A 25,356-nucleotide genomic window follows, 5' to 3' on the forward strand; every position below is an offset into this window, starting at 1 on the left:
GCTTTGCGGGCCGGGCGCATTATGTCGCCCGGCCGCGAAAAACCCTTCTCTCGAATGAACACGATCGATCAATCGGCCTTTCGTTCATCGCGCAGCATCATCGTGAGTGCCATCGCCACGCATGCAAGCACCGACGCGGCGATGAATACACCCCGAAGCGATCCATACCACCTCGGAACATATCCGCCGACGACATTACCCAGTGTCGTGCCGAGACCCAGAAAGATGTTGGCAACCGCAAACACCGTCGTCGCCGATCGAGCATCGACCGTCTTGCTGATATAGGCCGGAATCAAGCCATAAATTGCATAGAACGACACGCCGAAACACATCGCGGCCAACTGCAATTGCCAGATTTGGGAACGAAAAGCGACCAGAAAAGCGGAAGAAGCCAGCGCCGCATAGGACAACACCAGTGCGACTCGCACGCCGATCCTGTCAGCCGCCATGCCTGCCGCGAATCCGCTGAAAAGCCCGATCACACCGACAATCGACCAGAGTTGCCCGATCGTTTCGAGCGAACTACCTCGCTCAACGGACAGAAAGCTCGAGAGATAATTTTGCCACGGCCCACACGCCATCCCGCTCAGTCCCAGCAATGTCCAGACAGTGAGATTGCTACGCGTCCATAAGCGACGCCGGTCGCCGGATGCAACGTTATGCTCCACGCTCTGCGCCGTTTCGTTGACAAAAACCTGCGACGCAAACAATCGGAGAACCACAAAACCGAGCAGCACGATAACGAGCGATGCCGAGCCAGCCACAAGCCAGATCGTGCGCCATCCGTAGCCCGGCAAAAGCCAGGGCACCAGCACGCCATTCGCGACTTGCCCATAGGCCGTACCGCTGGATATCAGCCCGTTGACGCGGGACCGGTAGCCTGACGGAACATAGGCCGAGATGACGCCGACAGTCGGAATCACCATGAACGCCGCGGCCGCGCCGAGTCCGGCGAGAACGAACCCGGTCTGCAAGACACTGCGCACTCCCGCAAAGAGCAGCAGCAACACCCCCGCGGCAGCGACGGCGCCCACGATCACCTGCCCTCTCCCGAAACGGCGCTCGACAAGCGGACACAGAAGCGCCGCCACGAGGTAAGCGGTTTGCGCGCCGCCAGTCACGATTCCAATCGCCGCATATTCGAACCCGAGACGCGTCCGCATCACGGGAACGACCAGGGCAAAAAGATACAGCCCGAAGCCAAACACGATCGCCACGAAAAGCGTGAAGACAACCGCGATGCTGATGGTGCGCGTGATCGGCTGCGCGTTGCCTGAAGTCGCTGCGTGAGTCGCCATGACGGGATCTGTATCGATAAATATCTATATAGATAGAGTACAATATAGATATCTCGCGTCAAGGACAATCCGCACCATGCAGAAACCGGACAGCCTGTTTGAGAGCTCGCTGCAGGAGGCGCTTAATGCGCTTTCAAACCGTCACCGCCTGACCATACTGATCTGGCTAACCGAACCGAAAAAGCACTTCCCGCCGCAGCGGGACGGTGACCTGGTGAAGGACGGCGTCTGCGTCGGTTTCATCACGGAGAAGATCGGCTTGAGTCAGCCCACCGTGACCACGCATATGCAGGCGCTGGCGAAAGCAGAACTGGTGACCTCGAAGAAGATCAAGAACTGGGTGTACTACAAACCGAATAGCGTGATGATCGAGCGCTTGCTCAACGATCTCAATCGCGCTCTGCGTGGCCCCTGACCGATTCGTCCGGGGACATTCAAGGAAGCTGGCGCGTCGGTCGATACAGAATCTCGTTCACGTCCATGTCCTCGGGCTGATCGATCGCGAATGCGACGGCTCGCGCAAAAGACTCGGCCGATATCGCGTTGGCTTCATAGAACACGCCGAGACCTTGCGCGATATCCGGCTCGCTCACGCCGCCCGGCAGTTCCGTATCCACCGCACCCGGCGAGATCACCGTGGTGCGGATATTCCACGGCTTGACCTCCTGCCTCAGCCCCTCCGACACCGCCCTGACCGCGTGCTTGGTCGCGCTGTACACCGCGCCGTTCAGCATCAGCTTGTGGCCCGCCACGGACGCCACGTTGACGATATGCCCCGACATCTGACGCTGCATGTGCGGCAAAGCGGCCGCGACACCGTACAGCACGCCCTTCAGGTTCACGTCGATCATGCGGTCCCACTCGTCGACCTTCAGGCGCTCCAGCGGCGCGAGCGACATGAGCCCCGCATTGTTGACGACGACGTCGACGCGACCGAAATCCCGCACCGCCCTGTCGACGAGCTGCACGACCTGGTCGCGCACGGTCACGTCGACGGCAACGGCCAGCGCGCGAGGCCCTGGCCGGTTAAGTTCCTCGGCCACCTCCCGCAGACGGTCGATGCGCCGCGCGCCGAGCACCACGCGCGCGCCGCGTGCGGCGAGGAAACGCGCGGCCGCGAGACCCAGTCCGCTGCTGGCGCCGGTGATGACAATGACCTTCCCTTCGATGTTCCCGCTCATGGAGCGCTCCTGGTTGTGTTGAGTGATGCCCGCCGATTCTAGGCAGTCCACTGTCAATCCAGTAGCCGTCTCCGGCTTGCTCCAATAGCAAGTTCAGGTTGATACTGGGCGCACGCAAATTTTGGGAGGCGCCGTGTCCATCAGCGACGTTCGCGCGATTGAAATCTTCACCCGGGCCATCGAGTTGGGCAGCATCCGGCGCGCCGCGGCGACCCAGGGCGTCAGCCCGCAGGCTGCCAGCCAGGCCCTCGCGGCGCTCGAGAAGCGGCTGGGCGTGCGCCTGTTGCATCGCACGACACGCAGCATCGCGCTCACGCATGAAGGTCAGCAATTTCTCGAGGCCACGCAGCCGGCGCTGGCGGCGCAGGAACGCGCGATCGATCGCGTGCGCATCGCGAAGGACGAGATCGCCGGACCGCTGCGCATCGTCGCACCGAAGTACTCGTTCCTGCCGGTGCTCTGGCCGCTGGTCGACGAGTTCTGCCGGCATCATCCGGAGGTCCAGCCGGACATCAAGCTCGACGATCGCATCGGCAACTGGGTGCAGGACCGGATCGACATCGGCTTTCGCATCGGTGCGACGCTGGAGGACGAGCTCAGCGCACGGCGCCTGTTTGCGCTGCAGCTGATCGTCTGCGCCGCGCCGGCTTACCTCGCCCGGCATGGCGCACCGGATTCGATCGAGCAACTGGCCTCGCATCGTTGCAGCGTGTTCCGGCATCCGGGTAGCGGCCGTGTGCTCCCATGGCTGCTGCGCGTCGACGATGAGGTGATCCGTCATGATCTGCCGCCGGCTCTGTCGACCAACGATGCTCAACTGGAGACCGAGGCTGTTCTGTCGGGTCAGGTGATCGGCTTGTTGTCGGGGCTGTCGGCGGCGCCGTTGATTCGCGCGGGACGCCTGGTGCCGCTGCTCACGGCGCATGCGACCGATCATATGAGCGTGTATCTGTATTACGGGAGCCGGCCCGCGCAACCTTCGAGGGTGCGCGCTTTTATCGACCTCAGCGTCGAACGGTTGGCCGGATCGCGCGACTATGTGCTCGACGCGCGTGAGCTGGCGGTGGCGGAAGAGAAAGGACGGACGAAACTGCGTCGAAAGAGATGATGGAAGCGGCAGTCCATCGGGCGAGCTGTGAAAACACTGCCGGACCGTCCACTCGCCGGGTTGTCTTCACCGGCGAGCGCGGTCCGTGTGACCTTGGCGTAGCAGCGCCACGTTCTGGTCGATGCGCCTTTGAATCATGCGCAAGGTGTCTCGAGTAATCACCCCCGAGTACAGGCTTCGGGCAATGTCTGCAAATTGGCTGGCCACCTCGCACATCCTGTCGATCATCACGCCGGCATCGCCCTGCGACACCTCCGCCTCCTCGGCAAGCCGAAGCAGGTGCGCGCGAGAAATCGCCAGCGCCTCTCCCATCACGTCCATCTGGTGATAGCCTCCGGGTCCCTCGCAGAAGGTCACGTCGTAAGCCGGCGCCAGCCTCCATTGCCCCTCTCGCGCCATGATGCAGGCGAAGTTCTTGGGATGATCGTCCCGGTTGTTGAACGCAACATTGAAGACGGCACGCTCGAAGGCCACCGCCATTTGTCGTACGTCGTTGGTGCACATCTGCGTCGCCCGCAAGAAGGTGACGTAGTCCAACGCCCCCGGCGTCCGGTAATTGGCACCCGTGAAGGCAGCGAGGCTCTGCATGGGGATGCGCAATCCATCGTGGCGATCAAAGCGCTTGCTGGCAAACGCCGCCAGCCCATTTGGCAAACTGAAGTACCGCGTATCCGGGGTCTCGATGCCGCATCGACGCAGGCATTCGGCATAGACCATCTCGATGGCGCACACATCGAGATGTTCTTCTTTCGCGGGAAATTTGACTAACCAGGCTTCGAATCCCGGTGTCACCGCCGTGGTAAAGCCACCGGTTTGGGGATTGCGATAGACCAGGGCCTTAGGCCTTGCGCCTTGGGGCGAACCGCCCACCAGCAGCAACGACTGCAGGAACGCGCCACCTTCTCCATGGAGCACCTCCTGCACTTGCGCGGCGAGTTTTTCCATCGGAATGTGGACGCCCGGCTCCGCCCCTTCAGGCAACACGGGTTCGAACGTCATGGCCCCCATCGCATTCCTACCGATATAGGACAGCCGCTCCAGGGGCCCAACGCGCGCCGTGGTCAGCCCACGGCTCCTGAACATGCGGTCCATCAGCAGTATGCCCCAACCGTCCGGCAAGGCGTCGTAGACGGGCCCTGGTAGTTGCAATTGATGGTCCGGGAAATCTCGCCGCAAGTTGGGGCCCTGCAGCGGCAGCGTGTACGAGGACAGTTCCAGGCCCCTTTGTCTGGCTTCGCTGCTGTACTCGAACGCGATCATCGGGCGACTGCCGAGGGCGGTCGTGGAGATCAGCGTGCCCCAATGCCAGCGCTCCCCCCAGCCCTCGTAGAAGACGTTCACCTGCTCAAGCATTGCCGGGCCTCCTCTTGGTGCGGAGACGATTGGCCGTCTTTTCGTAGCGGCGGATGTCCTCGATGCTGTCCAGCTTTGGCTGGAACAGCGCTTCGAGCTCCCTCGTCCTCCCAAGCGCCATCGCTACCCGGACGACGGCCTCGAAGCCGACGTTGCGCCCGGCTTCCAGGTTCGACACGGTGTTGGTTGCGATGCCGGCACGGCCGGCCAGATCGGCCTGTGTCATGTCCTGAGCCAGGCGCTCTCTGCGCAAGCGGTCGCACAGGCGAGTCACGACCTCGCTGGGCTTGCTGAAGGTTAAATCCAGCATAGTGGGTGTTTACCCCGTTTTTTGGCAGTTAACACCCAAAATTATAGAGTTAACGAGACTCTTATTCAAGATAGATTAATTCCCTAATTTTGTGCTTTATCTGTCAAATTTCGCAAATAACCACAATATATTGGAGTTAGTCAGATCCACGCTGACAAAGGGGCGGCAAGCCGTCGCGAGGCTGCACTGCGCTAACCCAGGCAGCCAACCGCATTCCGAAGCCGAGAATGGCGCATGGCGTTTCGACGGCATGCCGTATCGGTCATGACGGAACTCGAATCGAAAGGAAATGGTGCCCGCCGGAGATACTGCGACGGACATGCGGTCGCGGTCGGCGATCTTGCACAGGGTTGTGCCGGGCTTGAGGTTTCGCAGTGCACATTCGGCGAGCATCGTTTCTCGTTCTCGTGGTCGGCATGCCTTTTACCGTCACCAACCACGAGCCCTCGATATGCCCTCAAACCCGCACCACGCCTGACTTTTTTGAAATCAAAGACTTATAGAGAAATGGCTGGCAAGAAAAACTCTGTGCCAATCCCCATAAGTCATCTGATTTTATTGATAATTTTTTTACCGCTTATTCCCACTCGATTGTCAACCATTGGGCTGGAGCCTTGTGTAGACGGCCTTTCCGCGGGTTGGCATTGCAACGATACCGCCAGCGATGCCGACAAATCCGTCCAGCACTTCTCGGCTTCCGGTCGATTGCAATGGAAGACAACGCCTCTTTTCCTCACCACACCCGGGGAGGAAGAGTACCGCAAAGCATTGCACAAAGGTAATACCGTCACGAGTACGGTCAGGCTCCTTCCGACGCGGCCCGCTCAAAGCCAACAGATGCTGCGATGTTCAAGGTCACGGGCTCCCAGCGCACACCGCCAAAGCGAGGAGATGGGCCTACATCTCACGCTGGCAAAGCCCGAAGCAGTGCCGAAGGCGGCCGCCAAATCCAAAACCGCGACGAAGGGCGTTGTGCCGAAGAAAGCATGGCCAGTCGCGAAGCGAGCGGGCAGCACGACCTCGAAGAGCCGTACCCGAGCCGGCAGTGCGGCACATGCCTGACGCCCAATCTGCCCCAGCTCACGATCGGTCGAACCGCCCTCGCGGGCTTTTCTTTACGATATAGAGACGGCGTAGAATCTATGTTCCTCGCCACGCCCCCCCCCGCAAGCGCCAAAGCCTCGACGTCCGATAGTGTCCAGACGCTGCAGCAAACGCTTGAGGCCTTCTGATCAGCCTGTGTTGCAGAAGGGGATCTCCGAAGCTGGCGACACTCGGCCATGACAGAAAACACCTTGAACGAATTTGATCGGGACAGCAGAATCTGTGGGACATGTCTCGACGACATCCATTTAGATAAAGAAATAAAAGCAACAGGGAAAGTAGACGAGTGCGACTTCTGTCGGAAACGTCGCAAAACGTGGGATCTGTTGACGGCCACGACGCGCGTGCACGATGTCCTGGAAGAATACTTCGTCAAGGGCACTTACCAGCACTACGATGGGGAAACCTCAGGCGATCCACTATCCGACGTTGTCACGGAAATCCTCGGAGAGGATGCAGAGGAGCGAGTGGTACCGGCGATCCTTGAAGTGCTCACCGACAATTTCAACGGTGATCCCAGCGATGGCGATGAGCCGTACTGGGATGACACTGAAAATTACGAAATCCGTTCCGGCTGGAACATCGACGAATACGCCGATGATGCGTGGGAACATTTCCGGCGTGGCGTCAAATCGGGATACAGATTCTTCAATGATGATGCGAGAGACTTCCTCGCCAAGCTCTTTCAAGACGTCGACAAGTTGCGCACTTGGCAACGGCACTCGAAAGGCAAACCCACGGTCATCTATGAACTCACAGACCAGTCAATCTTTCGCGGTCGCCAAGTAACGTCCCTCGAACAGCTTCGTCAATTTGCCGCCAACCCGGCCCGCGAGCTACATGCACCGCCGCCAAGTGTCGCGAAGGCTGGGCGGATGAATCCGGAAGGCGTTTCGGTTTTCTATGGATCCTTCGAACGTCCGACCTGTGTCGCCGAACTCCGGCCTCCGCTCGGTGTACAGGTCAGCTCTGTCGAATTTCGAACCGTCCGGCCGCTGCGTGTTCTCGACTTCACGCTCCTCGAGAAATCCCACGGGATGGCGCTAAGCTACTTTCAGGACGATTTCCGCAATCGAGCAATGCTGTTTCGTCTCTTGCGCCATCTGCACGACCGTATTAAGACGCCGATTCGTCCTGGGGAAGAACACGAATATCTGACCACACAGGTCCTAGCCGAATATCTGACTGCAATACATCAACCACCGTTGGACGCCGTCGTGTTCGGATCCGTGCAACACGAGGAAGGGAAAAATATCGTCATTTTCGGACGCGCGCTCGGTGCATTTCACGCTGACACCGGATGGTCAACAGATCCGCTTCGCGTAGTTCCCGATACTGTCGAAGCCGTATTAGTCAAAAGGGTCGACTACTCAACGTCTCCTGTCCAAATTCCGGGGACTAGTTCGGATCAGATCGATTCGGATGACGATTATTGGAGTCCACCCGAGCGTTAATGCGCGTAAAGGTCTTGGCAAGATTGACATCGAGTTGCAGTCGACTGGTGGGCTCTGTCTTCTTGACTGACGTAGACGAGTCGGCCGCAGGCGTCAGCGAGGCGCGAGGCATAGCCCACGAACCCTACGTCGGAACGCCAAGATGCCCGACCGGATGTTCAACCTACGCCGGGCCGGAAGGGGCCCTTTTTCACTGCACAGTAAATATTGGTATTCGACCGAATATTCACTATAATGCGTATATTTACTGACCAGTAAAGAAGGTCTTGGCGCCTATGTTTGAGTCTCCTCTGACCGGACGACAGCTCATCACCCAGTTCGTGGACGCGCTACAGGAGCTTCCGGAAGTGGACGCCGACCTCGACCACTGGGAGCCCGTGAGAACGCACGGCGACCGTGGATACGACGCCCAGGTCGATCTGCACGTCGCCGGCAAGTCCTTTGTCTTGCTGATCGAAGTCAAGAAATCCGTCTTCCCCCGAGATGTCCGTCAAGTGGCCTGGCAACTTCGGGAAGCGAGTCATGGACGAACTGCAGGGCAAGGGCAAGGGCAAGCGCCGTTGCCGCTCCTCGTCGCCGAATCCCTCTCCCCCGGCGCGAAGGAGTTGCTCAGAAGCGAGCGCATCGGCTATTACGACAGCGGCGGCAGCCTGTACCTGCCAGCGCCCGGTGCGTACCTCTACATCGAAAAGCCGCCGCCCAAGGCCCTTGCGAAGTCGGTACGCACGCTGTTTACCGGACGGCGCGCCCAGGTGCTCCACGCACTGTTGGTGCAGCATCAGAACTGGTTTGGCGTCACGGAACTGGCACAGCAGGCGATTGTGTCGCCCGCTACCGCCTCCCAAGTGTTGACCGAACTGGAGCGCTTCGACTGGCTGGTGGCGCGTGGGCAAGGCCCCAGCAAGGAGCGTCATCTTCGCGAGCCGACGGCCTTGCTGGACGCATGGGCCAAGCAGCTTGCCACTATCCGCCCGCCAAACTTGCGACGGTACTATGTGCCGGGCACAAAGGCCGAAATGCTGGCGATGCGGATTGGTGAAGTCTTTGACATGCACGACGTCGAGTACGAAGTCAGCCACGAGGCGGCCGCGCAACGTTATGCACCATTTCTTTCCAACGTCTCCCAGGTCCGCGTGCGGGTGCTAATCGGTGCGAACGCCGATGCCGCGATTGGTGACCTAGGCGCGCGCGTCGTCAACGAAGGCGCCAACTTGGGCATCATTGATGCCAAGTCATCGGGCGAACTGTTGTTTCGCGACAGAGTCGATGGCCTATGGCTCGCCAGCCCCATCCAAATCTATCTCGACCTGTTGCGCGGCGAAGGCCGCTCCAAGGAAATGGCCGAGCACTTCCGCAAAGAAAGGATCGGCTTCTGATGGCCAAGCCCGCAACGCTCGACGGTTACAGCGACCAATACACAGTGGACTGTGAACGTGTCCTCGTGACACTGCTGCGAGGTCTCGGACCGTGGAAGGATTCGGTCTACCTGATCGGTGGGCTCACACCGCGGTATCTCGTCGCCGCGCGGCCTCCTGTGGTACCGGCGCACGCGGGGACGCTGGACGTGGACATCGTGATCGACCTGCAAATCCTGGCCGATACCGAGGCGTATCACACGCTGGAGGACAACCTCAAGAAGATGGGCTTCGAGCGCGCCGAAAACGAAGCCGGGAAGAAACTCTCGTGGCGTTGGCAGACCCGCACCGAACACGGTGCGCTGATGGTCCTCGAACTACTGGCGGACGCGCCGGATCTCGCCGGCGGCAAGGTACAGCCCCTGCCGACCGAGGGCACGATCTCGGCCCTGAACATCCCGCACTCGTCGATCGTCTTCGACCTGCTGTTGATACGCGCATAAAACTGACCCACTTCCGCTAGAAATTTGCATCGAAAATTGACCCACATGTTCAACTGCCTGCTTGGACGCCAAGCAGGAGAACGGAGTGATAACCGTGAGCATGTTGGCCAAAATTCGGCGGATGCATTTCCGCGATGGCGTCCCGCTCCGGGACATTGCAAGACAGACAGGGCTTTCGAGAAACACTATTCGACGATGGTTGCGCGAACCGTCGGAAAGCGAGCCGAAATTCGCTAAGCGCATCAGCAACAGCGTCGTCGACCCGTGGTCAGAGCAACTGCGACTATGGCTGGTCGCCGATACGAGGCGTACAAGACGGGGACGGCGCTCGGCAACGCAGATGTATGAGGATTTACGGGCGGCTGGCTACGACGGGAGCTACGACCGCGTGTCTGCCTTTGTGCGCAACTGGAAGAAGGAGCGCGATTCCGGAGCGCAGCGTGGCGCCTTTGTGCCGCTCGCCTTTGAGTATGGTGAAGCATTCCAGTTCGACTGGAGTTGCGAGTATGTCTTCATCGGTGGACTCAGACGACGCGTAGAGGTCGCACACATGAAGCTCGCCGCGAGTCGTGCCTTCTGGCTTGTGGCCTATCCGACCCAAAGCCATGAGATGCTGTTCGACGCCCACGCACGAGCATTCGTCGCGTTAGGCGGCATTCCCCGGCGCGGCATCTACGACAATATGAAGACTGCCGTCGACAAGGTTGGCCCGGGTAAGGAGCGAGCTATCAATGCGCGCTTCCACGCGATGTGCGGCCACTACCTGTTCGAGCCTGAGTTCTGCAACCGGGCCGCTGGCTGGGAGAAAGGCATCGTTGAAAAGAATGTCCAGGACCGCCGCCGGCAGATTTGGCACGATGCAATCGGTATCCGGTGGGAATCGCTTGAGGTCCTGAACATATGGCTGGCAGAACGCTGCCAACAGGCCTGGAAGCAACTGAGACATCCGCAATGGCCTGAGCTCAGTGTGGAAGACGCCCTCGCGGATGAACGCCCTCGGCTGATGCAGGTTCCAAAGCCGTTTGATGGCTACATTGAGAAACCCGTGCGCGTCTCGCCGACGAGTCTGGTACATCTCGACCGGAACCGTTATAGCGTGCCGACGGAGTTTGCACATCATATTGTTAGCCTGCGTAGCTATCCGACCTACATCAGCCTGGTGGCTGACGGCATCGAAATTGCCCGCCACCCCCGCAGCTTCGACCGCTACCAAACCTTTTATGACTGGCGGCACTACATCGCTTTGGTGGAACGAAAGCCCGGCTCTTTGAGAAACGGCGCGCCGTTCCTGACGATGCCAGAACCGATGCTTCGCCTGCAGAGACACCTACTAAGGCAGACCGGTGGCGACCGCGTAATGGTCCAGGTCCTGGCGGCCACCCCCGTTCATGGCCTGGAGGCCGTGCTGGTTGCCGTCGAGCTTGCGCTCGAGTCCGGACGTCCCAGCGGAGACCATGTCCTGAACATCCTTGCCCGACTGAAAAGCCAGTCGGCTCAATCGGGCGACGGGGTGAGGACAGCAATAACGCTCAAGGTCGAACCGCTTGCAGACGTCTACCGTTATGAACGACTGCGCGTAATGCGCGACGAGGAGGATGGTCGTGTCGAATGAAACTGCCGCACTTCTCAAGGCGCTAAAGCTTCACGGAATGGCGCAGGCGTGGCCCGAACTGGTAGCACAGGCACGACACAGTGACTTTGAACCGGAGAAATTCATGCAGATGCTGCTGAAAGCAGAAACGGCTGAACGGCAGGTTCGGTCAATCAACTACCAGATGGCCGCCGCACGCTTCCCCGCGCACCGTGACCTTGCCGGCTTCGACTTCGAGCAGGCTAGCGTCGATGAAACTCTTGTGCGAGAGCTCCACACTGTCCGCTTCTGCGAGTCCGCGCAGAACGTAGTGTTCATCGGTGGACCTGGCACAGGAAAGACGCACCTGGCGACGTCCATCGGTATCGACGCGATACAGAATCATGCAAAGCGGGTCCGGTTCTTCACTACGGTTGAACTCGTCAACCAGCTTGAAGCCGAGAAGGCAGCCGGCAAACCAGGGCAACTGGCAAATCGTCTCATGTATGTCGACGCCATTGTTCTGGACGAGTTGGGCTATCTCCCGTTCACTCAAACGGGCGGTGCACTGCTGTTCCATCTGCTCTCGAAACTTTACGAGCGTACGAGCGTTCTCGTTACAACCAATCTGAGCTTCACTGAATGGTCGAACGTCTTCGGCGACGCGAAGATGACAACTGCGCTGCTTGACCGGCTCACCCACCACTGCCATATAGTGGAAACAGGCAACGATTCCTGGCGCTTCAAAAACAGTACGGCGGGGCAGCCCGCTTCGCGGGCTGCAACCCGTAAAAGCTCACCCAAACGACAAAAAGAGGAGGAAATCGACGCACCAGATTGATGTTTATCAGCATCAGGGGTGGGTCAATTTTAGATGCAAAAAGTGGGTCAGTTTCCAGTGCAAATCAACAGCTGAAGGTCGCCAAGCGGGCCGGGGGCCTAGCCCTGACCGCATTCACCGGCATTCCGACGCCCGAGCAAATCGGAGCAATCGTCGGCTCGCTCGAAGCGCTAGTGGCTGACCCCGCCAAGCTCGTCACAAAAGAAAACCTATCGACAGCCATCCATGAGGCGAAAGCCGTGCTAAAGCCCGGCGAGTCCAAGAATGTGCCGGAGGAAGTGGAGGCCTTCCGCAAGGCATTCGACCAGCTCCTGAAAGATGCAGGCATCAAACAGCTCGTTGTCCTGATCGACGACCTTGATCGATGCCTGCCCGACACCGCCATTGAAACGCTCGAAGCCATCCGGCTGTTCGTGTTCACCGCGCGAACGGCCTTTGTCGTCGCGGCTGATGAGGCAATGATCGAATACGCGGTGCGCAAGCACTTTCCAGATCTACCCGACAGCACCGGGCCGCGAGACTATGCCCGCAATTACCTCGAAAAACTAATACAGGTTCCGTTCCGCATCCCTGCCTTAGGTGAAACCGAGACGCGGATCTACGTGACATTGTTGCTCGCTGGCGCTGAAGTCGGCGAGAACAGCGAGAATTATGGGAAGCTGATCGCTGTAGCGAGAGAGAAGCTGAAACGGCCGTGGACCAGCGGTGGTCTGGATGCCGCGACGGTCAAGACAGCGCTCGGCCAGCAAGCCGAGAAGGCAAACAATGCGCTGGCACTCAGCGACCAGATCGGCCCCATCCTCGCAAGCGGCGCAAAGGGCAACCCGCGCCAAATCAAGCGCTTCCTCAACACGCTGCTGTTGCGCGAGCGTACTGCGACTGCGCGCGGTTTTGGCGACGACATCAAGCTACCCGTGCTCGCGAAGCTCATGCTCGCAGAACGATTCATCCCGAGGTTGTTCGAGCAGATTGCGTTCGTCGCAGCGGTTCATCCGCAGGGACTGTGTGAAGACCTCGAAACGCTGGAGAAGAGCCTGGTTTCGGCCGACGGCAAGGACAGCGAGTCGAAAGGGCCAAAGGCCGCCGAAGCGGTGCCTGCCTCCGACAACGTCGTGTTGAACGAGTGGAAGTCGTCGGAGACGGTGCGTGACTGGGCGCACCTCTCCCCGAAGCTGTCAGGACTCGATCTGCGCCCCTACTTGTTCGTCACAAAGGACAAGAAGGACTACTTCGGCCCAGTGTCGGTACTCGGCCACCTGGCCGGCGTAGTCGAGAAGCTGTTCGGCGGCAAGATGACCGTCCAGGGCTACGAAGCCGAGTTAAAGCAGCTCGTGCAGCCCGAAGCCGAGAAGGTGTTCGAGGCCGTGCGCAGCAAAATCATGAGCACGGGCACCTTCGATACCAGGCCTGCAGGCATCGACGGTCTCGCCGTCCTTGTGAAGGCGCAGCCTGGGCTCCAGAGCCGGTTGATGGATTTCCTGGAGGCACTACCAAGTGGTAAGTGTGGGCCTTGGGCTGTCAGCGGCTGGCAAGGCGTCATCAAGGACAGCGAATGCGCTGATCGCCTGACGAAGCTGCTGGGAGACTGGAGCAAAGTCACCAATAACCCCGGCCTAAAGGCCAGCGCCGAAGCAGCGCTCAAGGATTTGAAGGGAGGACGTTGATGGGAACCTCCACGGCGTACGGCGGCCCTGGCGGCGGAACACCACTTGTTCCGTCATGGTTGGGTGACACCGACGGCGCGGGCGCACCAGCAGCCCCTCCGGGCGATGGCGCAGTCCCGGACGGCCAGCCGCCGGCAGACGGCACCGCGCCACCGGTGCCGCCGAACCGGCCCCCCATCCCCAAGACGGCAGACCCTCAGCGTTTCTCCGGTGCTCGCAACAGCTTCACGCGATTTGCCGGTTCTGGTGGCAGCGACCGTGCCAACCTGGGCCGCGCAGTCTCAAGATACGTCTCAACATCGGCCGGCGGCGCGCACCAGGCTGCCCAACGCATGGGCGCCTCGCGCGGAGCGGGTGCACGGCTGCTTGGCTTTCTGTCCGATGCACAAGCAAGGGGTGTGCGCGAGGCGCTACGGGCGCTGGACCTGGAGTCGTTGGCCGGACGACCGCTCACGGAAATCTTCGTTGGCCTAGCCGACTACGTCTGCCCAGGCGCGGGCACCGTCGATGAAGGCATCGCCCGCGAGGCGTACATTGAAACTATCGTTGAACTGGCAAGTGAAGGGCTCACCGATCTAACCACCTTCACACCAGATCAGATGCAGACAGTCTTCGAGCTGTATGCCACCCACGCGATAGAAGCCCGCATCTGCAACGACATTGGCACAAAGGCCGTGACCATGCCAGCGGACACGCAAGCTGCGCACCGCGTCGAACAGCAGTTGCGCGACTTCATCCGGGGCGGGGTGAGCGACGCGCTGACGCGGGCTCGTGCAGAAACGCCGAATCTCACGCCGGAGCGAATTCAGGGTTTCGTCGATGCGCTGTACGAGTCTGCATTTGCAATCTTGCAAACCCTGGGCGATGCGGAGGCGGACCAATGAAACGACAACTCCTGGCGGGCCGCTTCGGTCCTGACGACAGCTTCGATGTGACGGCGGGCGCCGATGAACAAAGGACCTACCTCCAACTCGTTGCCGGCGAGAAGTCTTTGGATCATGGCATCGGTGGCGCGCTGACTAGCTTGAAGAAAATCGGTGTGTTTCCCTCGGAGATCGGCATTGACCTGCTGGTCTTGGCCGCTCATGTCCATGCGGCGGACACACGCATCTCTCGCACCGAGCAGTCGCAGGACTCGTGGACGCGTGAGATACGACTGGTCGTGCCGGTAGGCGATCCATCTCGCTGGGCCGCTGCGGCACCGACTCTCAAGAAGTCTCTGGATTTCCTGACGGGCGATCGCTGGACGATCGGGTTCAGGGCACGTCCAGATCGGTTCGCGACGATCGCCCAAGTAGCGCCTCCGAGTCTGATCGCTCCGCCCTTTGATTCCGTCAGCCTGTTCTCTGGTGGATTGGACAGCTTGATCGGAGCGATCGATCTGCTGGAGGACGGTGCCACTCCCCTACTGGTCAGCCACTTCGGCGAGGGCGCGACGAGCGATGCTCAAGGCAAGCTGTTCGCAAGTTTGAAGAAGCACTACGTCAAGTCATCTTTCGAGCGCTTGCGAGTGGGCATGACCTTCGTGGATGGTCTTGTGGAAGGCGTCGGCGGCGAGAACAGCACACGCGGCAGATCGTTCCTGTTCTTCGCTCTCGGGGTGTTCGCCGGTACTGGGCTTGGGCGCCGCTTCATCCTGCGCGTCCCCGAGAATGGGCTGATCGCGCTGAATGTGCCTTTGGACCCCCTGCGGTTGGGATCAAACAGCACCCGTACCACGCATCCGTATTACATGGCGAGGTGGAACGACCTGCTCGTCGCACTCGGCATCGACGGCGAGATTCGGAACCCTTACTGGGACAAGACGAAGGGTGAGATGACCGCAGCCTGCCGCAACCCGGACCTCTTGAAGAAGCTGGCGACGGATTCGTTGTCGTGTTCGTCCCCTGCTAAGGCCAGATGGTTAGGACATGGTATCGAGCAATGTGGCTATTGCCTGCCATGTCTTATCCGTCGCGCAGCGTTGACGGCAGCATGGAGTACGGGGAACGACCCGACGACGTACACGGTACCCGATCTTCATGCGCATCCGTTGGACACACGCCAGGCGACAGGAGTGCAGGTCAGGTCGTTCCAGTACGCGATCGAGCGCTTGAAGAGCAAGCCTCAGCTCGCGAACCTCTTGATCCACAAGCCCGGCTCGCTTGCCGACGAAGCCGCACACTTGGACCAGCTTGCCGACGTCTACCGGCGCGGCCTGGGCGAAGTCGCACGGCTCATCGACGGTGCCGAGGCGAAACCAAGATGAGGGTACGCGCATGATCGCCACTGCGGGCCTCGTGGACTTCCACTGCCATCTTGATCTCTACCCGGACCATGCGGCGGCGGTCCATGATGCGGAGGCGTCCGGCGTGTTCACGCTGGCCGTAACGACGACACCTCGCGCGTGGCCCCGCAATCACGAACTCGCGCAGCGCACAAAGCATGTTCGAGCAGCGCTGGGGCTGCACCCCCAACTGGTCGCGGAGCGTGAAAGCGAGATTGAGCTGTGGGATCGGCATCTTGCGGAGACGCGCTATGTCGGCGAAGTCGGATTGGACGCCGGCCCCCGCTTCTTCAAGTCGCTCGATGCGCAGAAGCGTGTCTTCCAACACGTGCTCCAGCGTTGCGCGCAGGCCGGCGACAAGATCATTACGGTCCACAGCATCCGATCGGCCAAGGCGGTACTCGATCTCGTCGAAGCGAATCTACCACCCGAGCGCGGAAAAATCGTTCTCCACTGGTTCACGGGAACAAAGAGCGAGGCGAAGCGCGCGTTGGAGTTGGGCTGCTACTTCTCCATCAACGCGGGAATGCTGGGCAATGAGAGGCACGCACCGATGGTGCAGGCTATCCCCTTGGATCGGATGCTGACGGAAACCGATGGCCCTTTCACTCGCACCGGCGACAGACCTTCACTGCCGACCGATGTAGCAGGCGTCGTCGAGGAGCTGGGGCGTTTGCATCGGCTAACTGCGAGCGACGTGGCAAGCCTCATTCGCGACAACCTACGAGCATTGCTCGGATAGCTGGAGGTGGCACGCTGCGAGCGGACTCTACGTTCGCTGGAGTATTCTCCAACACACTTAGCGGATTGCCTCCGATATCGTGATTGCCGGCCAATTCGTGCAGGCACTCGATGTCGGCACGCTGATCCAAATGCAACATCTGTTGTCACAGCATAACTGACCACACCGTTAACCTCCAATCAATCAGCAGTCAATAGCCCGCGTCGTCGTCGCGATCGTCCCCGCCGTCGCGACCAATGTCGATGTTCAGGCGCCGCTCCTGCTTTTCGTCACCAGCCTCGGGTCTCCAGAACGGAATGAAGGCTACCGCAAATATAAACGCCCCCAATACAACATCGAAGGGCAGCAGACCCGCAACAGACGACGATGGCCCGATCAGATAAGTTCGTATGGTTGCCATGCCAACCATTGCGGCAATCAGTTCGAGTCCCGCCGCCTCTGTCGTCCGGCGCCAAACGTAAAGACAGGGGACGACGCCCAGGACGGCAAGCAGCGCAGCCATCAGACCGATATACCACGGGCTCCGGCTGATCACGATTCCGCATGAGCGAGCACGAGGTGATTCCTCATCTGATCCATCCGTACCGTCGAAACCTTCGTGAAACGGTTCGTCCGCGCCAATCTTCCTATGCGCGTCCCAACCCGGCTCGCCCTCGAACCTCACATGGAGTTCCAGCGGAATGTTCGGCGCGGGCTGCATCGATTGTGGTGGCAGGGGCAGAACCAGTCGTGCCGACTGGATACCGACCCAGTACCGGTCGAACGGATACGCCCTAAGCGTGCCGTTGCCCACCGGGCTCGCTTCGAGTTCCATCTGGTAGACCTCGGTTCCCTCAAACTCTGTTTTCACCGGGGTCGAGACGGACAGAGGCAGCCACGGAACGTGAACCTCTCCATCGTCGGACATGTCGGGCAGATCAATCTGGCCTCTCTGCGACCCGGGTACGCCTTTGGGCCACAACAAGACTGGAACGTACACCTCACCCGTCATCTGGAATTTTCCGCCCGATCCACCTTCGATGCCTAGATAGATGCGCCCGCTGCTTCCCGGCGGCGACGTCGCATTGCAAGCATCTCTTCCGTGGGTGTCCAGTATGCTGGACTGCGCCCACCAAAGACATCCCGCAGCGGACAGCAAGAAAATCATAAACGTCAGTACTGAAAAGAGCTGTACACCGGAGAACTTGCGACGTCTTTTCACTGGCAAACGCATATGCATAACCATGTCATGGATTTTTGGTCTGTTCCGCTGGTCTCCCTCTGGCAGAGAATGACCTCGAATCGCCGTCCCGTAGTAGATTCCATAGGGACAACATATCCCTATCTAACCCAGTGAACCTTATACTTTTCCTCAACTCTTTCTATTTCTGCTTTGATGCCGGGCAGATCAATTCTGGCGTGTCCCGTTGAAAAACTGGGTTCCGCGCTCTTGTTCTCTACCGGAAGACCGGTATGGCGATGGTCGGGAAAGAAGTTGACGTCGTGATGGTCAGGTGCGTCATCGATTCGTGCGACCTGGGTGCCATTAGGAAGATTCACCATGTAGGAATATCCACGTTTAACGGTACTGTGAATCCTGAGTATCACAGTAAATCCGGATACCCGCCGGATCCCGGTGATTTCCCTTTCGATATCTTTTATTTTTTTGACCTTGCAATCCAGTTCCTGATCGACCAGCTCAATGGTCTCGGAAAAGTAAGCCTTATCAGTAGACAGATCGAGCGGCTGCAACGCCAGTCTGCGGGGTGAGCCACACCACGCAGCCAGATAATTCAGCACTGAGTCCGCCTGGAATGCCTCCGTTGCGTGCGGCTGACAGAGAAGGAGCTGCATAGATTCCCCAGTCTGGCTGCCCCATGTCGTGGTGATCAACGCAACATCTGCGGCGCCACAAAGGAGGCATCCATCCGTTCGCCAAAGTGCGGTTTGCGTGACAAAAGTATTCTGCCGGCGCCCTTCTGCAAACGCTTTCGCGGTGGCCAGATGGCGTGACTTTTGATGGGCCTCTTTGTAAGAACGGATCCGCTCTGCCGCTGACCGCGCACCAACCCGCTCCAGAAACTCATGCTCACCCAACATGTTCTTCGACCGGAATCCGTGCCTCTCCAGCCGGGATGCAACGGATGCGAATTCAGCTAGGCTGCCGCCCGGCGTGAAATGGTAAATGCGAGGCACCGGACACATTTCGTTGATGTCGTAGCAGCAGCAAAATATCGGAGGATTGTCGACTAAGACAAAGGTGTCATCCGATTCATCAATCATGGATTGAAGCTGCTCCACAGTATCCAGACGAAGCCGTACAAAACGAGCGTTGTCGTTTATTTGCGGCGAATACACGGTCACCCATTTGTCGAGATGCCGTCCGCTAAGCTTATGGGAAAGCCCAAACTGAAAATAATCGTCAAAATCGATCATCTACAAGATTCTCACGAACTCATGATACTTATGCTAGCGACATCGAATGCACGAACTTTAGGAGTGGTCGTGAGCCTGCGTATTTCCATTCGTCATAAACCCCTACGACAACTGCCGAAGCGCAGGTCCCCGCCATGCAGGCGAGAAAAGCTCGGCCGCGACATGCAACTGTAACCGGAATGCATAGTGGGCATATCAATTCAGTCATTTCCAGGCCGACCAGCATCATTGGCTCTCGGTCATCACGGACGCCATCGCGTGCGGCGTCATTTCCACTAGCGAGCACGACGGCATCCGGTATGTGCGCAGGGCTAGTACGTAGTTCCGAACGGACCTGACGAATGCGGTTCACAATGGCCCGCCCGAGTTTAGTCCTTGGGCGCGCGCATATCGCTCCCAAGAACGAAGCTCAATCCTGCTGTTGAACACGCGCCGACAATTCCGCAATCTACTGGAGCATCATCGGCAAGGCGCCTAACCTCACAACACGCGGGCGACGATCGCTGGCATAGCTATATCTGAAGGCATTAGATTCGGCCGATGCCCGCCTCCCTGTACCCATGCATCGACCATGTCCGCCCACTCCTGGAGCATATGCCGACGCTGTGCGGCATACTCGGCCTTGTTGTACACCGCTCGCGAAGATCTCCCATCTCCTCCGTGTGCCAGCGACTTTTCGATCCAGTCGCCATTGAAACCCGCTTCGTTAAGCAGCGTTGAGCCCGTACGCCTCAAATCATGGACGGTGAATGGCTCCAAGGGTAGTCCAGCCGCTTTTGCCCGTTCGGCAACGAGCTGCGTAACCCGATTTAATGTCGCCTTGGACATGCATCGATCCGCGGCATAGCGGGAAGGCAACACATATCGGGAACCTGCCGCGCAGGTATGCAGCGCCACCATGATGTCGATCGACTGGCGGGACAAATATACGTTGTGGGCGCGCCGCGCTTTCATCCGGGACTTCGGTATGGTCCACACCGCAGCTTCGAAATCGACCTCATCCCACGTTGCCTCGATCAATTCGCTCTTACGCACCATCGTCAGCAAAATGAGACGCAAGGCGAGCCGGATCGTCGGGTACGTCGCCACCTGTTCCAACTGTCGATGCATGAGCCGAATTTCCAACGGCGAGAGGACCCGGTCCTTAGGCACAAACGTGGCGATCGACGCGACGCCAACTTCGTCAGCCGGATTCTCGATCTTCTCGCCGTGCAGATTCGCATACGCATATATCTGCTTAACGATATCGCGAAGATGAACTGCGGTTGCCGGCGCACCACGCTCCTTGACCCGCATGCAGAGCGCCCGCAGATCGTCAGCAGTGACCTCGGAAAGAAGCCTCTCCTTGAAGGCCGGCAGGATATCGCGCACGACGATGCTCCTGCGCACGGACCGCGTCGTGTCCGCCATTTTGGCTCCGTCAAGCCAGCTAGCAGCCCATTCACCGAAGGTCTTCGCCACAGCGCGCCGCTGCTTTTCCCGCTGTTTCTCCACGGCCGGCGACTTGCCCTCACGGACGGCACGACGAGCGTCTAGCAGCTTTTCCCTTGCTAACGCCAGCGAGATGCCGCTTCGACCATAGCGACCGATTGTCAGTGTTTCTCGCCGCCCGTTAATGCGGTAGTCGTATCGAAAGGAAATGGTGCCCGCCGGAGATACTGTGACATACATGCCGTCGCGGTCGGCGATCTTGTACGGGGCTGTGCGGGGCTTAAGGTTGCGGAGTGCAAATTCGGTGAGCATCGTTTCTCGTCCTCGTGGTTGGTACACCTTTTACCGTCACCAACCACGAGCCCTCGATGTGCCCGCAAAACCGCACCACGCCTAGCTTTTTGGAAAGAATTTTACCGTCGCGGCCGAATCGCGCTGCCGGTAAATTATCGAGTCGCAATCGTGCATTCGGCGCATACCGTCCGCCATACCGTCCGCCATACCGTCATTTTGCGGCACACAACGGCCCGGCTGTTTCCGGAATCTTCAAAAATTTTTCTTCTATATCAATGACTTACAACGAAACGATCAACAAAGAAACCTCTACATCAAACATCGCAAGCCATTGATTTTATTGGGAATTTTTTACCGCCTACTCCCACTCGATCGTTGCCGGCGGCTTCCCCGAAATGTCATACACCACCCGGTTAATCCCCCGCACTTCATTGATGATGCGATTCGACACATGCCCCAGCAGCTCATGCGGCAGATGCGCCCAATGCGCGGTCATGAAGTCCAGCGTCTGCACCGCACGCAGCGCGACCACATACTCGTAAGTCCGGCCATCGCCCATCACGCCCACGCTCTTCACCGGCAGAAACACCGCGAACGCCTGGCTCGTCAGGTCGTACCACGACTTGCCGGTTTCCTTGTCGATGAACGTACGCAGCGTCTCGATGAAAATCGCATCCGCGCGACGCAGCAGGTCCGCGAAATCGCGCTTCACTTCGCCAAGAATCCGCACGCCCAGACCCGGGCCCGGGAACGGATGGCGATACACCATGGCCGGCGGCAAACCGAGCTTCACGCCAAGTTCGCGCACTTCGTCCTTGAACAGTTCGCGCAGCGGCTCGAGCAGCTTCAGGTTCAACGTCTCCGGCAAGCCGCCGACGTTGTGATGGCTCTTGATGGTCTGCGTCGCCTTCTTGCCCTTGCCCGCCGATTCGATCACGTCCGGATAGATCGTGCCTTGCGCGAGCCACTTCGCGTCCGTCAGCTTGCCGGCTTCCGTCTGGAACACTTCGACGAATTCCGCGCCGATGATCTTGCGCTTCGCTTCCGGATCGGTCACACCGGCCAGCTTGCGCAGGAACACCTCGCTCGCGTCGACGTGAATCACCTTCACGCCGAGGTGATCGGCGAACGTCGCCATCACCTGCTCGGCTTCGTTCAGGCGCAGCAGACCATGATCGACGAACACGCAGGTCAGTTGATCGCCGATCGCGCGATGCAGCAGCGCCGCCGCCACCGACGAATCCACGCCGCCCGACAGCCCCAGGATCACGTGCTCCTTGCCGACCTGCTCGCGAATCTTCGCGACTGCTTCGTCGATGTAGTGGCCCATTTCCCAATCGGGTTGCGCGCCGCAGATCTTCAGCACGAAGCGTTCGAGCATTGCGCGGCCCTGCACCGTGTGCGTGACTTCCGGGTGCCATTGCAGACCGTAGAAATGGCGCTTCTCGTCGGCCATCGCCGCGATCGGGCACGATTCCGTCGATGCCATCAACGCGAAGCCCGGCGGCATTTCAAGCACCTTGTCGCCGTGGCTCATCCACACCTTCAGCATGCCGTGACCTTCCGGCGTGGTGAAGTCGCTGATGTCTTCGAGCAGGCTCGTGTGATTACGCGCACGCACTTCGGCGTAACCGAATTCGCGCAGATGGCCGTTGTCGACCTTGCCGCCCAGCTGCTCGGCCATGGCCTGCATGCCGTAGCAGATGCCGAGCACCGGCACGCCGAGTTCGAACACGGCCTGCGGCACGCGCGGCGTATCCGTTTCGGTGACCGAGCTCGGGCCGCCGGACAGGATCACGCCCTTCGGCGCGAAGTCGCGAATGAACGACGCGTCGACGTCGTACGGATGGATTTCCGAGTACACGTTGGCTTCGCGAACGCGACGTGCAATCAGTTGGGTGACTTGCGAACCGAAGTCGAGGATCAGGATCTTGTCGTGCATGGCAGCGGACGGAGTCAAAAGTAAGCGGATAAAAATCGCCGCGCTGGAAGCGCGGCGTTGGATTCAAAACGGTCTACGCGACGGGGCGCGTGCGGACCAAAGGCGATGAGCGCAATGAACGAGGTAGCGCGGCGCGGGTCAGCCATGAAACGGCGGCCGAGGATTGCCGGCCGCATCGGCTGCGGCATCGCGGGCTTCGTCGCGAGTTGTGGCGGCTGCGGCTTCTGCGCGCGCTGCCCTCTCTGCCCGTTCAGCAGGCGTGAGAGAGGCTTCGTCGACGGCCGGTTGCAACGGCCTCGTAGCCGGCGTCGCCGGCACGACAGGCGCCACCACCGGTTCCGCGTGGTACACCGGAAAGCCCGCCGTCACACGGCCCGGCTCGCGCCGGTCGATGGGGTCCTTCGCGGCATCCCTGGCGGCCTGCTTTTCAGCTTGCTTTTCAGCCTGCTTTTCAGCTTGCTTCCCGGCCTGTTTAGCCGCCTTGCGTTCGGCTTGCTGCGTACGCTCGGCCGCGGCAGCTTCGGCAAACCGCACCCGCTCGCGCCGCCGCACCGCGCCCGACAGACGCACGCCGCCCAAACCGATCACCAGCAGCACCACACCCGTCAGCACCGCGGCGATCTGACCGAAACCGGTCAGCGCCGGCGTATGCAAACCGAGCAGCCAGACCAGCATCAGCACGCCGGTCAGCCAGTTCACATGGCCGACCACCTTGGCGACCGTCGCGGTCAGCGCCCCGTCGATCGATGCGTGCAGCGCCAGCCACGCCAGCCCGATCAGCGCCACGCCAAACCCTTGCCCGACAAGAGCGGGCTGGGTTTGCACCAGAAGCAGCGCGTTGTACAACGAAGTCCAGGGCGTCAGCAGGAACAGCAGGCCGAACGCGAGTAGCAACAAGGCATCGAGGATCAGTACAGCGCGCAGCAATGGCTTCATTGGCGTTTAGTCCACGTGGTAGTTGGGCGCTTCCTTGGTGATTTGCACGTCATGCACGTGCGACTCGCGCAAGCCCGCGCCGGTGATCTGGACGAACTCGGCTTTCTCGTTCATTTCCTCGATCGTGCGGCAACCGCAGTAACCCATGCTGGCGCGCACGCCGCCGATCAACTGGAACAGGATCGCGTTGACCGAACCCTTGTACGCGACACGGCCTTCGATGCCTTCCGGCACCAGCTTGTCGATATTCGCCGAGTTGTCCTGGAAGTAGCGGTCCGCGGCGCCGTCCTTCATCGCGCCGACCGAGCCCATGCCACGGTACGACTTGTACTGGCGGCCTTGATACAGGAACACGTCGCCCGGCGCTTCTTCCGTGCCGGCGAACATGCTGCCCATCATCACCGCGTTCGCGCCGGCGGCCAGCGCCTTGCTGACGTCGCCCGAGAAACGCACGCCGCCGTCGGCGATCGCCGGTACGCCGGTACCTTTCAGCGCTTCGGAGACGTTCGAGATGGCCGTGACCTGCGGCACGCCGACACCGGCGACGATCCGCGTCGTGCAGATCGAACCCGGGCCGATGCCGACCTTCACGCCGTCCGCGCCGTATTCGACGAGCGCACGGGCCGCCGCGGCGGTGGCGATGTTGCCGCCGATCACCTCGACCTGCGGGAAGTTCTGCTTGACCCACTTGACGCGCTCCAGCACGCCCTTGCTATGACCGTGCGCGGTATCGACGACGATCACGTCGACGCCCGCCTGCACCAGCAGTTCGACGCGCTCTTCGTTGTCCGCGCCGACGCCGACCGCCGCGCCCGCGCGCAGCTTGCCGTGTTCGTCCTTGCACGCGTCCGGGTGTTCGGTCTGCTTGGTGATGTCCTTCACGGTCATCAGGCCGCGCAGTTCGAACGCGTCGTTGATGACCAGCACGCGTTCGAGGCGGTGGCTATGCATCAGCGCCTTGGCTTCCGCGAGCGGCGTGCCTTCCTTGACGGTGACGAGGCGCTCGCGCGGCGTCATGATGCTGCGCACCGGCTCGTCCAGACGTTCCTCGAAACGCAGATCGCGGTTCGTGACGATACCGATCAGCTGAGCGCCTTCGACGACCGGGAAACCCGAAATGCCATGCTGGCGCGACAGCGCGATGACGTCGCGCACCTTCATTTGCGGCGGCACCGTGATCGGATCGCGCACCACGCCCGATTCGAAACGCTTGACCTTGGCAACTTCACGCGCCTGCTCGGCCGGCGTGAGGTTCTTGTGGATGATGCCCACGCCACCCATTTGCGCCATCGCGATCGCGAGACGGGCTTCGGTGACGGTGTCCATGGCGGCGGACACGAGCGGCATATTCAGGGAGATGTTGCGGGTCAGCCGGGTCTTGAGGCTGGTGTCGCGCGGCAGAACATCGGAGAAGGCCGGGACGAGGAGCACGTCATCGAACGTGAGTGCTGTTTGGATCAGACGCATGGCAAATCCTATAGGCGCAAAAGCGAATTATACGCGATACCTCCCCGCTTTTCACTGCACGAACAGCAGCTTAGCGAATTTCCAGCGATTTTTTTCGTGACTTCGGGCGCGCCGATTTCGCT

The 25,356-nt window shown here is 60.0% G+C and carries 21 protein-coding genes and 1 pseudogene; 12 read left to right on the forward strand and 10 right to left on the reverse strand.

Annotated features, from left to right (window positions below):
- Positions 1-68: 68 nt before the first annotated feature.
- Positions 69-1,298 (reverse strand): MFS transporter, encoded by a 1,230-nt coding sequence (locus tag LFL96_RS11405; protein WP_280995352.1) that lies wholly within the window; start codon positions 1,296-1,298, stop codon positions 69-71.
- 76 nt (positions 1,299-1,374) lie between these two features.
- On the opposite strand from LFL96_RS11405, the gene LFL96_RS11410 reads away from it, so the two are divergent.
- Positions 1,375-1,713, forward strand: coding sequence for a helix-turn-helix domain-containing protein (locus LFL96_RS11410; protein WP_280995353.1), 339 nt, complete (start codon positions 1,375-1,377; stop codon positions 1,711-1,713).
- Positions 1,714-1,732: 19 nt separating this feature from the next.
- On the opposite strand, the gene LFL96_RS11415 is transcribed toward LFL96_RS11410, so the two are convergent.
- Entirely contained in the window at positions 1,733-2,479 is a 747-nt protein-coding gene (locus LFL96_RS11415; RefSeq protein ID WP_280995354.1) for an SDR family oxidoreductase, read from the reverse strand.
- 133 nt (positions 2,480-2,612) lie between these two features.
- Between LFL96_RS11415 and LFL96_RS11420 the strand changes: the two genes are divergently transcribed.
- Positions 2,613-3,587, forward strand: coding sequence for a LysR substrate-binding domain-containing protein (locus LFL96_RS11420; protein ID WP_280995355.1), 975 nt, complete (start codon positions 2,613-2,615; stop codon positions 3,585-3,587).
- A gap of 66 nt (positions 3,588-3,653) precedes the next feature.
- On the opposite strand, the gene LFL96_RS11425 is transcribed toward LFL96_RS11420, so the two are convergent.
- A complete protein-coding gene (locus LFL96_RS11425) occupies positions 3,654-4,940 on the reverse strand; it encodes a type II toxin-antitoxin system HipA family toxin (protein ID WP_280995356.1) in 1,287 nt (428 codons plus the stop codon).
- Positions 4,933-5,247, reverse strand: a complete 315-nt coding sequence (locus LFL96_RS11430) for a helix-turn-helix transcriptional regulator (protein WP_348638425.1) — start codon at positions 5,245-5,247, stop codon at positions 4,933-4,935. The genes LFL96_RS11425 and LFL96_RS11430 overlap by 8 nt, the downstream gene beginning before the upstream one ends.
- Positions 5,248-5,514: 267 nt before the next feature.
- Here LFL96_RS11430 and LFL96_RS11435 point away from each other — a divergent pair, with 267 nt between their 5' ends.
- From LFL96_RS11435 to qatD, 10 genes and pseudogenes are all read left to right on the forward strand, one after another.
- Positions 5,515-6,312 carry a hypothetical protein gene (locus LFL96_RS11435; RefSeq protein WP_280995358.1) on the forward strand — a complete coding sequence of 266 codons (798 nt, stop codon included), beginning with the start codon at positions 5,515-5,517 and terminating at the stop codon, positions 6,310-6,312.
- A 218-nt stretch (positions 6,313-6,530) separates the two neighbouring features.
- Entirely contained in the window at positions 6,531-7,808 is a 1,278-nt protein-coding gene (locus tag LFL96_RS11440) for an RES family NAD+ phosphorylase (RefSeq protein ID WP_280995359.1), read from the forward strand.
- Positions 7,809-8,083: 275 nt separating this feature from the next.
- Complete coding sequence (locus LFL96_RS11445; RefSeq protein WP_280995360.1) at positions 8,084-9,184, forward strand: hypothetical protein; 1,101 nt, start codon at positions 8,084-8,086, stop codon at positions 9,182-9,184.
- Positions 9,184-9,648, forward strand: a pseudogene (locus LFL96_RS11450) (antitoxin); the annotation flags it as partial. The gene LFL96_RS11445 and the pseudogene LFL96_RS11450, both read left to right, overlap by 1 nt.
- 112 nt (positions 9,649-9,760) lie before the next feature.
- On the forward strand, positions 9,761-11,278 hold the full coding sequence (gene istA / locus LFL96_RS11455) for an IS21 family transposase (RefSeq protein WP_280995362.1): 1,518 nt from the start codon (positions 9,761-9,763) through the stop codon (positions 11,276-11,278).
- The gene (gene istB / locus LFL96_RS11460; RefSeq protein ID WP_280995363.1) at positions 11,262-12,077 is read left to right on the forward strand and encodes an IS21-like element helper ATPase IstB; all 816 of its coding nucleotides are present in this window, start codon (positions 11,262-11,264) and stop codon (positions 12,075-12,077) included. The genes istA and istB overlap by 17 nt, the downstream gene beginning before the upstream one ends.
- Positions 12,077-13,741: a Qat anti-phage system ATPase QatA gene (qatA, locus tag LFL96_RS11465; RefSeq protein ID WP_280995364.1), complete on the forward strand. Its 1,665-nt coding sequence runs from the start codon at positions 12,077-12,079 to the stop codon at positions 13,739-13,741. Before istB ends, qatA begins: the two co-directional genes overlap by 1 nt.
- Positions 13,741-14,625 (forward strand): Qat anti-phage system associated protein QatB, encoded by an 885-nt coding sequence (qatB, locus tag LFL96_RS11470; RefSeq protein ID WP_280995365.1) that lies wholly within the window; start codon positions 13,741-13,743, stop codon positions 14,623-14,625. Before qatA ends, qatB begins: the two co-directional genes overlap by 1 nt.
- Positions 14,622-15,989 (forward strand): Qat anti-phage system QueC-like protein QatC, encoded by a 1,368-nt coding sequence (qatC, locus tag LFL96_RS11475; protein WP_280995367.1) that lies wholly within the window; start codon positions 14,622-14,624, stop codon positions 15,987-15,989. The genes qatB and qatC overlap by 4 nt, the downstream gene beginning before the upstream one ends.
- Before the next feature lie 10 nt (positions 15,990-15,999).
- Positions 16,000-16,749 (forward strand): Qat anti-phage system TatD family nuclease QatD, encoded by a 750-nt coding sequence (gene qatD / locus LFL96_RS11480; RefSeq protein WP_280995368.1) that lies wholly within the window; start codon positions 16,000-16,002, stop codon positions 16,747-16,749.
- Positions 16,750-16,939: 190 nt separating this feature from the next.
- Here the strand turns inward: qatD and LFL96_RS11485 are convergent, their stop codons facing one another.
- The 6 genes from LFL96_RS11485 to guaB all read right to left on the reverse strand — a co-directional run bounded on the left by LFL96_RS11485 (position 16,940) and on the right by guaB (position 25,234).
- On the reverse strand, positions 16,940-17,968 hold the full coding sequence (locus LFL96_RS11485) for a hypothetical protein (RefSeq protein ID WP_280995369.1): 1,029 nt from the start codon (positions 17,966-17,968) through the stop codon (positions 16,940-16,942).
- Positions 17,969-18,069: 101 nt separating this feature from the next.
- Positions 18,070-19,164, reverse strand: a complete 1,095-nt coding sequence (locus LFL96_RS11490) for a DUF6516 family protein (protein ID WP_280995370.1) — start codon at positions 19,162-19,164, stop codon at positions 18,070-18,072.
- 480 nt (positions 19,165-19,644) lie between these two features.
- Positions 19,645-20,907: a tyrosine-type recombinase/integrase gene (locus tag LFL96_RS11495; protein WP_280995371.1), complete on the reverse strand. Its 1,263-nt coding sequence runs from the start codon at positions 20,905-20,907 to the stop codon at positions 19,645-19,647.
- A gap of 340 nt (positions 20,908-21,247) precedes the next feature.
- Positions 21,248-22,831, reverse strand: a complete 1,584-nt coding sequence (guaA, locus tag LFL96_RS11500; protein WP_280995372.1) for a glutamine-hydrolyzing GMP synthase — start codon at positions 22,829-22,831, stop codon at positions 21,248-21,250.
- Between the two features lie 138 nt (positions 22,832-22,969).
- Positions 22,970-23,767, reverse strand: a complete 798-nt coding sequence (locus LFL96_RS11505; protein WP_280995373.1) for a hypothetical protein — start codon at positions 23,765-23,767, stop codon at positions 22,970-22,972.
- A gap of 6 nt (positions 23,768-23,773) precedes the next feature.
- Positions 23,774-25,234 (reverse strand): IMP dehydrogenase, encoded by a 1,461-nt coding sequence (gene guaB / locus LFL96_RS11510; RefSeq protein WP_280995374.1) that lies wholly within the window; start codon positions 25,232-25,234, stop codon positions 23,774-23,776.
- Positions 25,235-25,356 lie beyond the last annotated feature (122 nt).

It is taken from the genome of Paraburkholderia sp. D15, from assembly GCF_029910215.1.
In the GTDB taxonomy this organism is placed as follows: Bacteria; Pseudomonadota; Gammaproteobacteria; order Burkholderiales; family Burkholderiaceae; genus Paraburkholderia.

Excerpts from the sequence above, each read along its gene's own strand:
- LFL96_RS11445 (WP_280995360.1), top strand. The coding sequence starts at position 8,084 with ATGTTTGAGTCTCCTCTGACCGGACGACAGCTCATCACCCAGTTCGTG.
- guaB (WP_280995374.1), bottom strand. The coding sequence starts at position 25,234 with ATGCGTCTGATCCAAACAGCACTCACGTTCGATGACGTGCTCCTCGTC.
- istB (WP_280995363.1), top strand. The coding sequence starts at position 11,262 with ATGGTCGTGTCGAATGAAACTGCCGCACTTCTCAAGGCGCTAAAGCTT.
- LFL96_RS11425 (WP_280995356.1), bottom strand. The coding sequence starts at position 4,940 with ATGCTTGAGCAGGTGAACGTCTTCTACGAGGGCTGGGGGGAGCGCTGG.
- guaA (WP_280995372.1), bottom strand. The coding sequence starts at position 22,831 with ATGCACGACAAGATCCTGATCCTCGACTTCGGTTCGCAAGTCACCCAA.
- LFL96_RS11495 (WP_280995371.1), bottom strand. The coding sequence starts at position 20,907 with ATGCTCACCGAATTTGCACTCCGCAACCTTAAGCCCCGCACAGCCCCG.
- LFL96_RS11440 (WP_280995359.1), top strand. The coding sequence starts at position 6,531 with ATGACAGAAAACACCTTGAACGAATTTGATCGGGACAGCAGAATCTGT.
- LFL96_RS11410 (WP_280995353.1), top strand. The coding sequence starts at position 1,375 with ATGCAGAAACCGGACAGCCTGTTTGAGAGCTCGCTGCAGGAGGCGCTT.
- qatB (WP_280995365.1), top strand. The coding sequence starts at position 13,741 with ATGGGAACCTCCACGGCGTACGGCGGCCCTGGCGGCGGAACACCACTT.
- LFL96_RS11490 (WP_280995370.1), bottom strand. The coding sequence starts at position 19,164 with ATGATCGATTTTGACGATTATTTTCAGTTTGGGCTTTCCCATAAGCTT.
- LFL96_RS11405 (WP_280995352.1), bottom strand. The coding sequence starts at position 1,298 with ATGGCGACTCACGCAGCGACTTCAGGCAACGCGCAGCCGATCACGCGC.
- LFL96_RS11485 (WP_280995369.1), bottom strand. The coding sequence starts at position 17,968 with ATGCATATGCGTTTGCCAGTGAAAAGACGTCGCAAGTTCTCCGGTGTA.
- qatA (WP_280995364.1), top strand. The coding sequence starts at position 12,077 with ATGTTTATCAGCATCAGGGGTGGGTCAATTTTAGATGCAAAAAGTGGG.
- LFL96_RS11505 (WP_280995373.1), bottom strand. The coding sequence starts at position 23,767 with ATGAAGCCATTGCTGCGCGCTGTACTGATCCTCGATGCCTTGTTGCTA.
- LFL96_RS11435 (WP_280995358.1), top strand. The coding sequence starts at position 5,515 with ATGACGGAACTCGAATCGAAAGGAAATGGTGCCCGCCGGAGATACTGC.
- LFL96_RS11415 (WP_280995354.1), bottom strand. The coding sequence starts at position 2,479 with ATGAGCGGGAACATCGAAGGGAAGGTCATTGTCATCACCGGCGCCAGC.
- qatC (WP_280995367.1), top strand. The coding sequence starts at position 14,622 with ATGAAACGACAACTCCTGGCGGGCCGCTTCGGTCCTGACGACAGCTTC.
- qatD (WP_280995368.1), top strand. The coding sequence starts at position 16,000 with ATGATCGCCACTGCGGGCCTCGTGGACTTCCACTGCCATCTTGATCTC.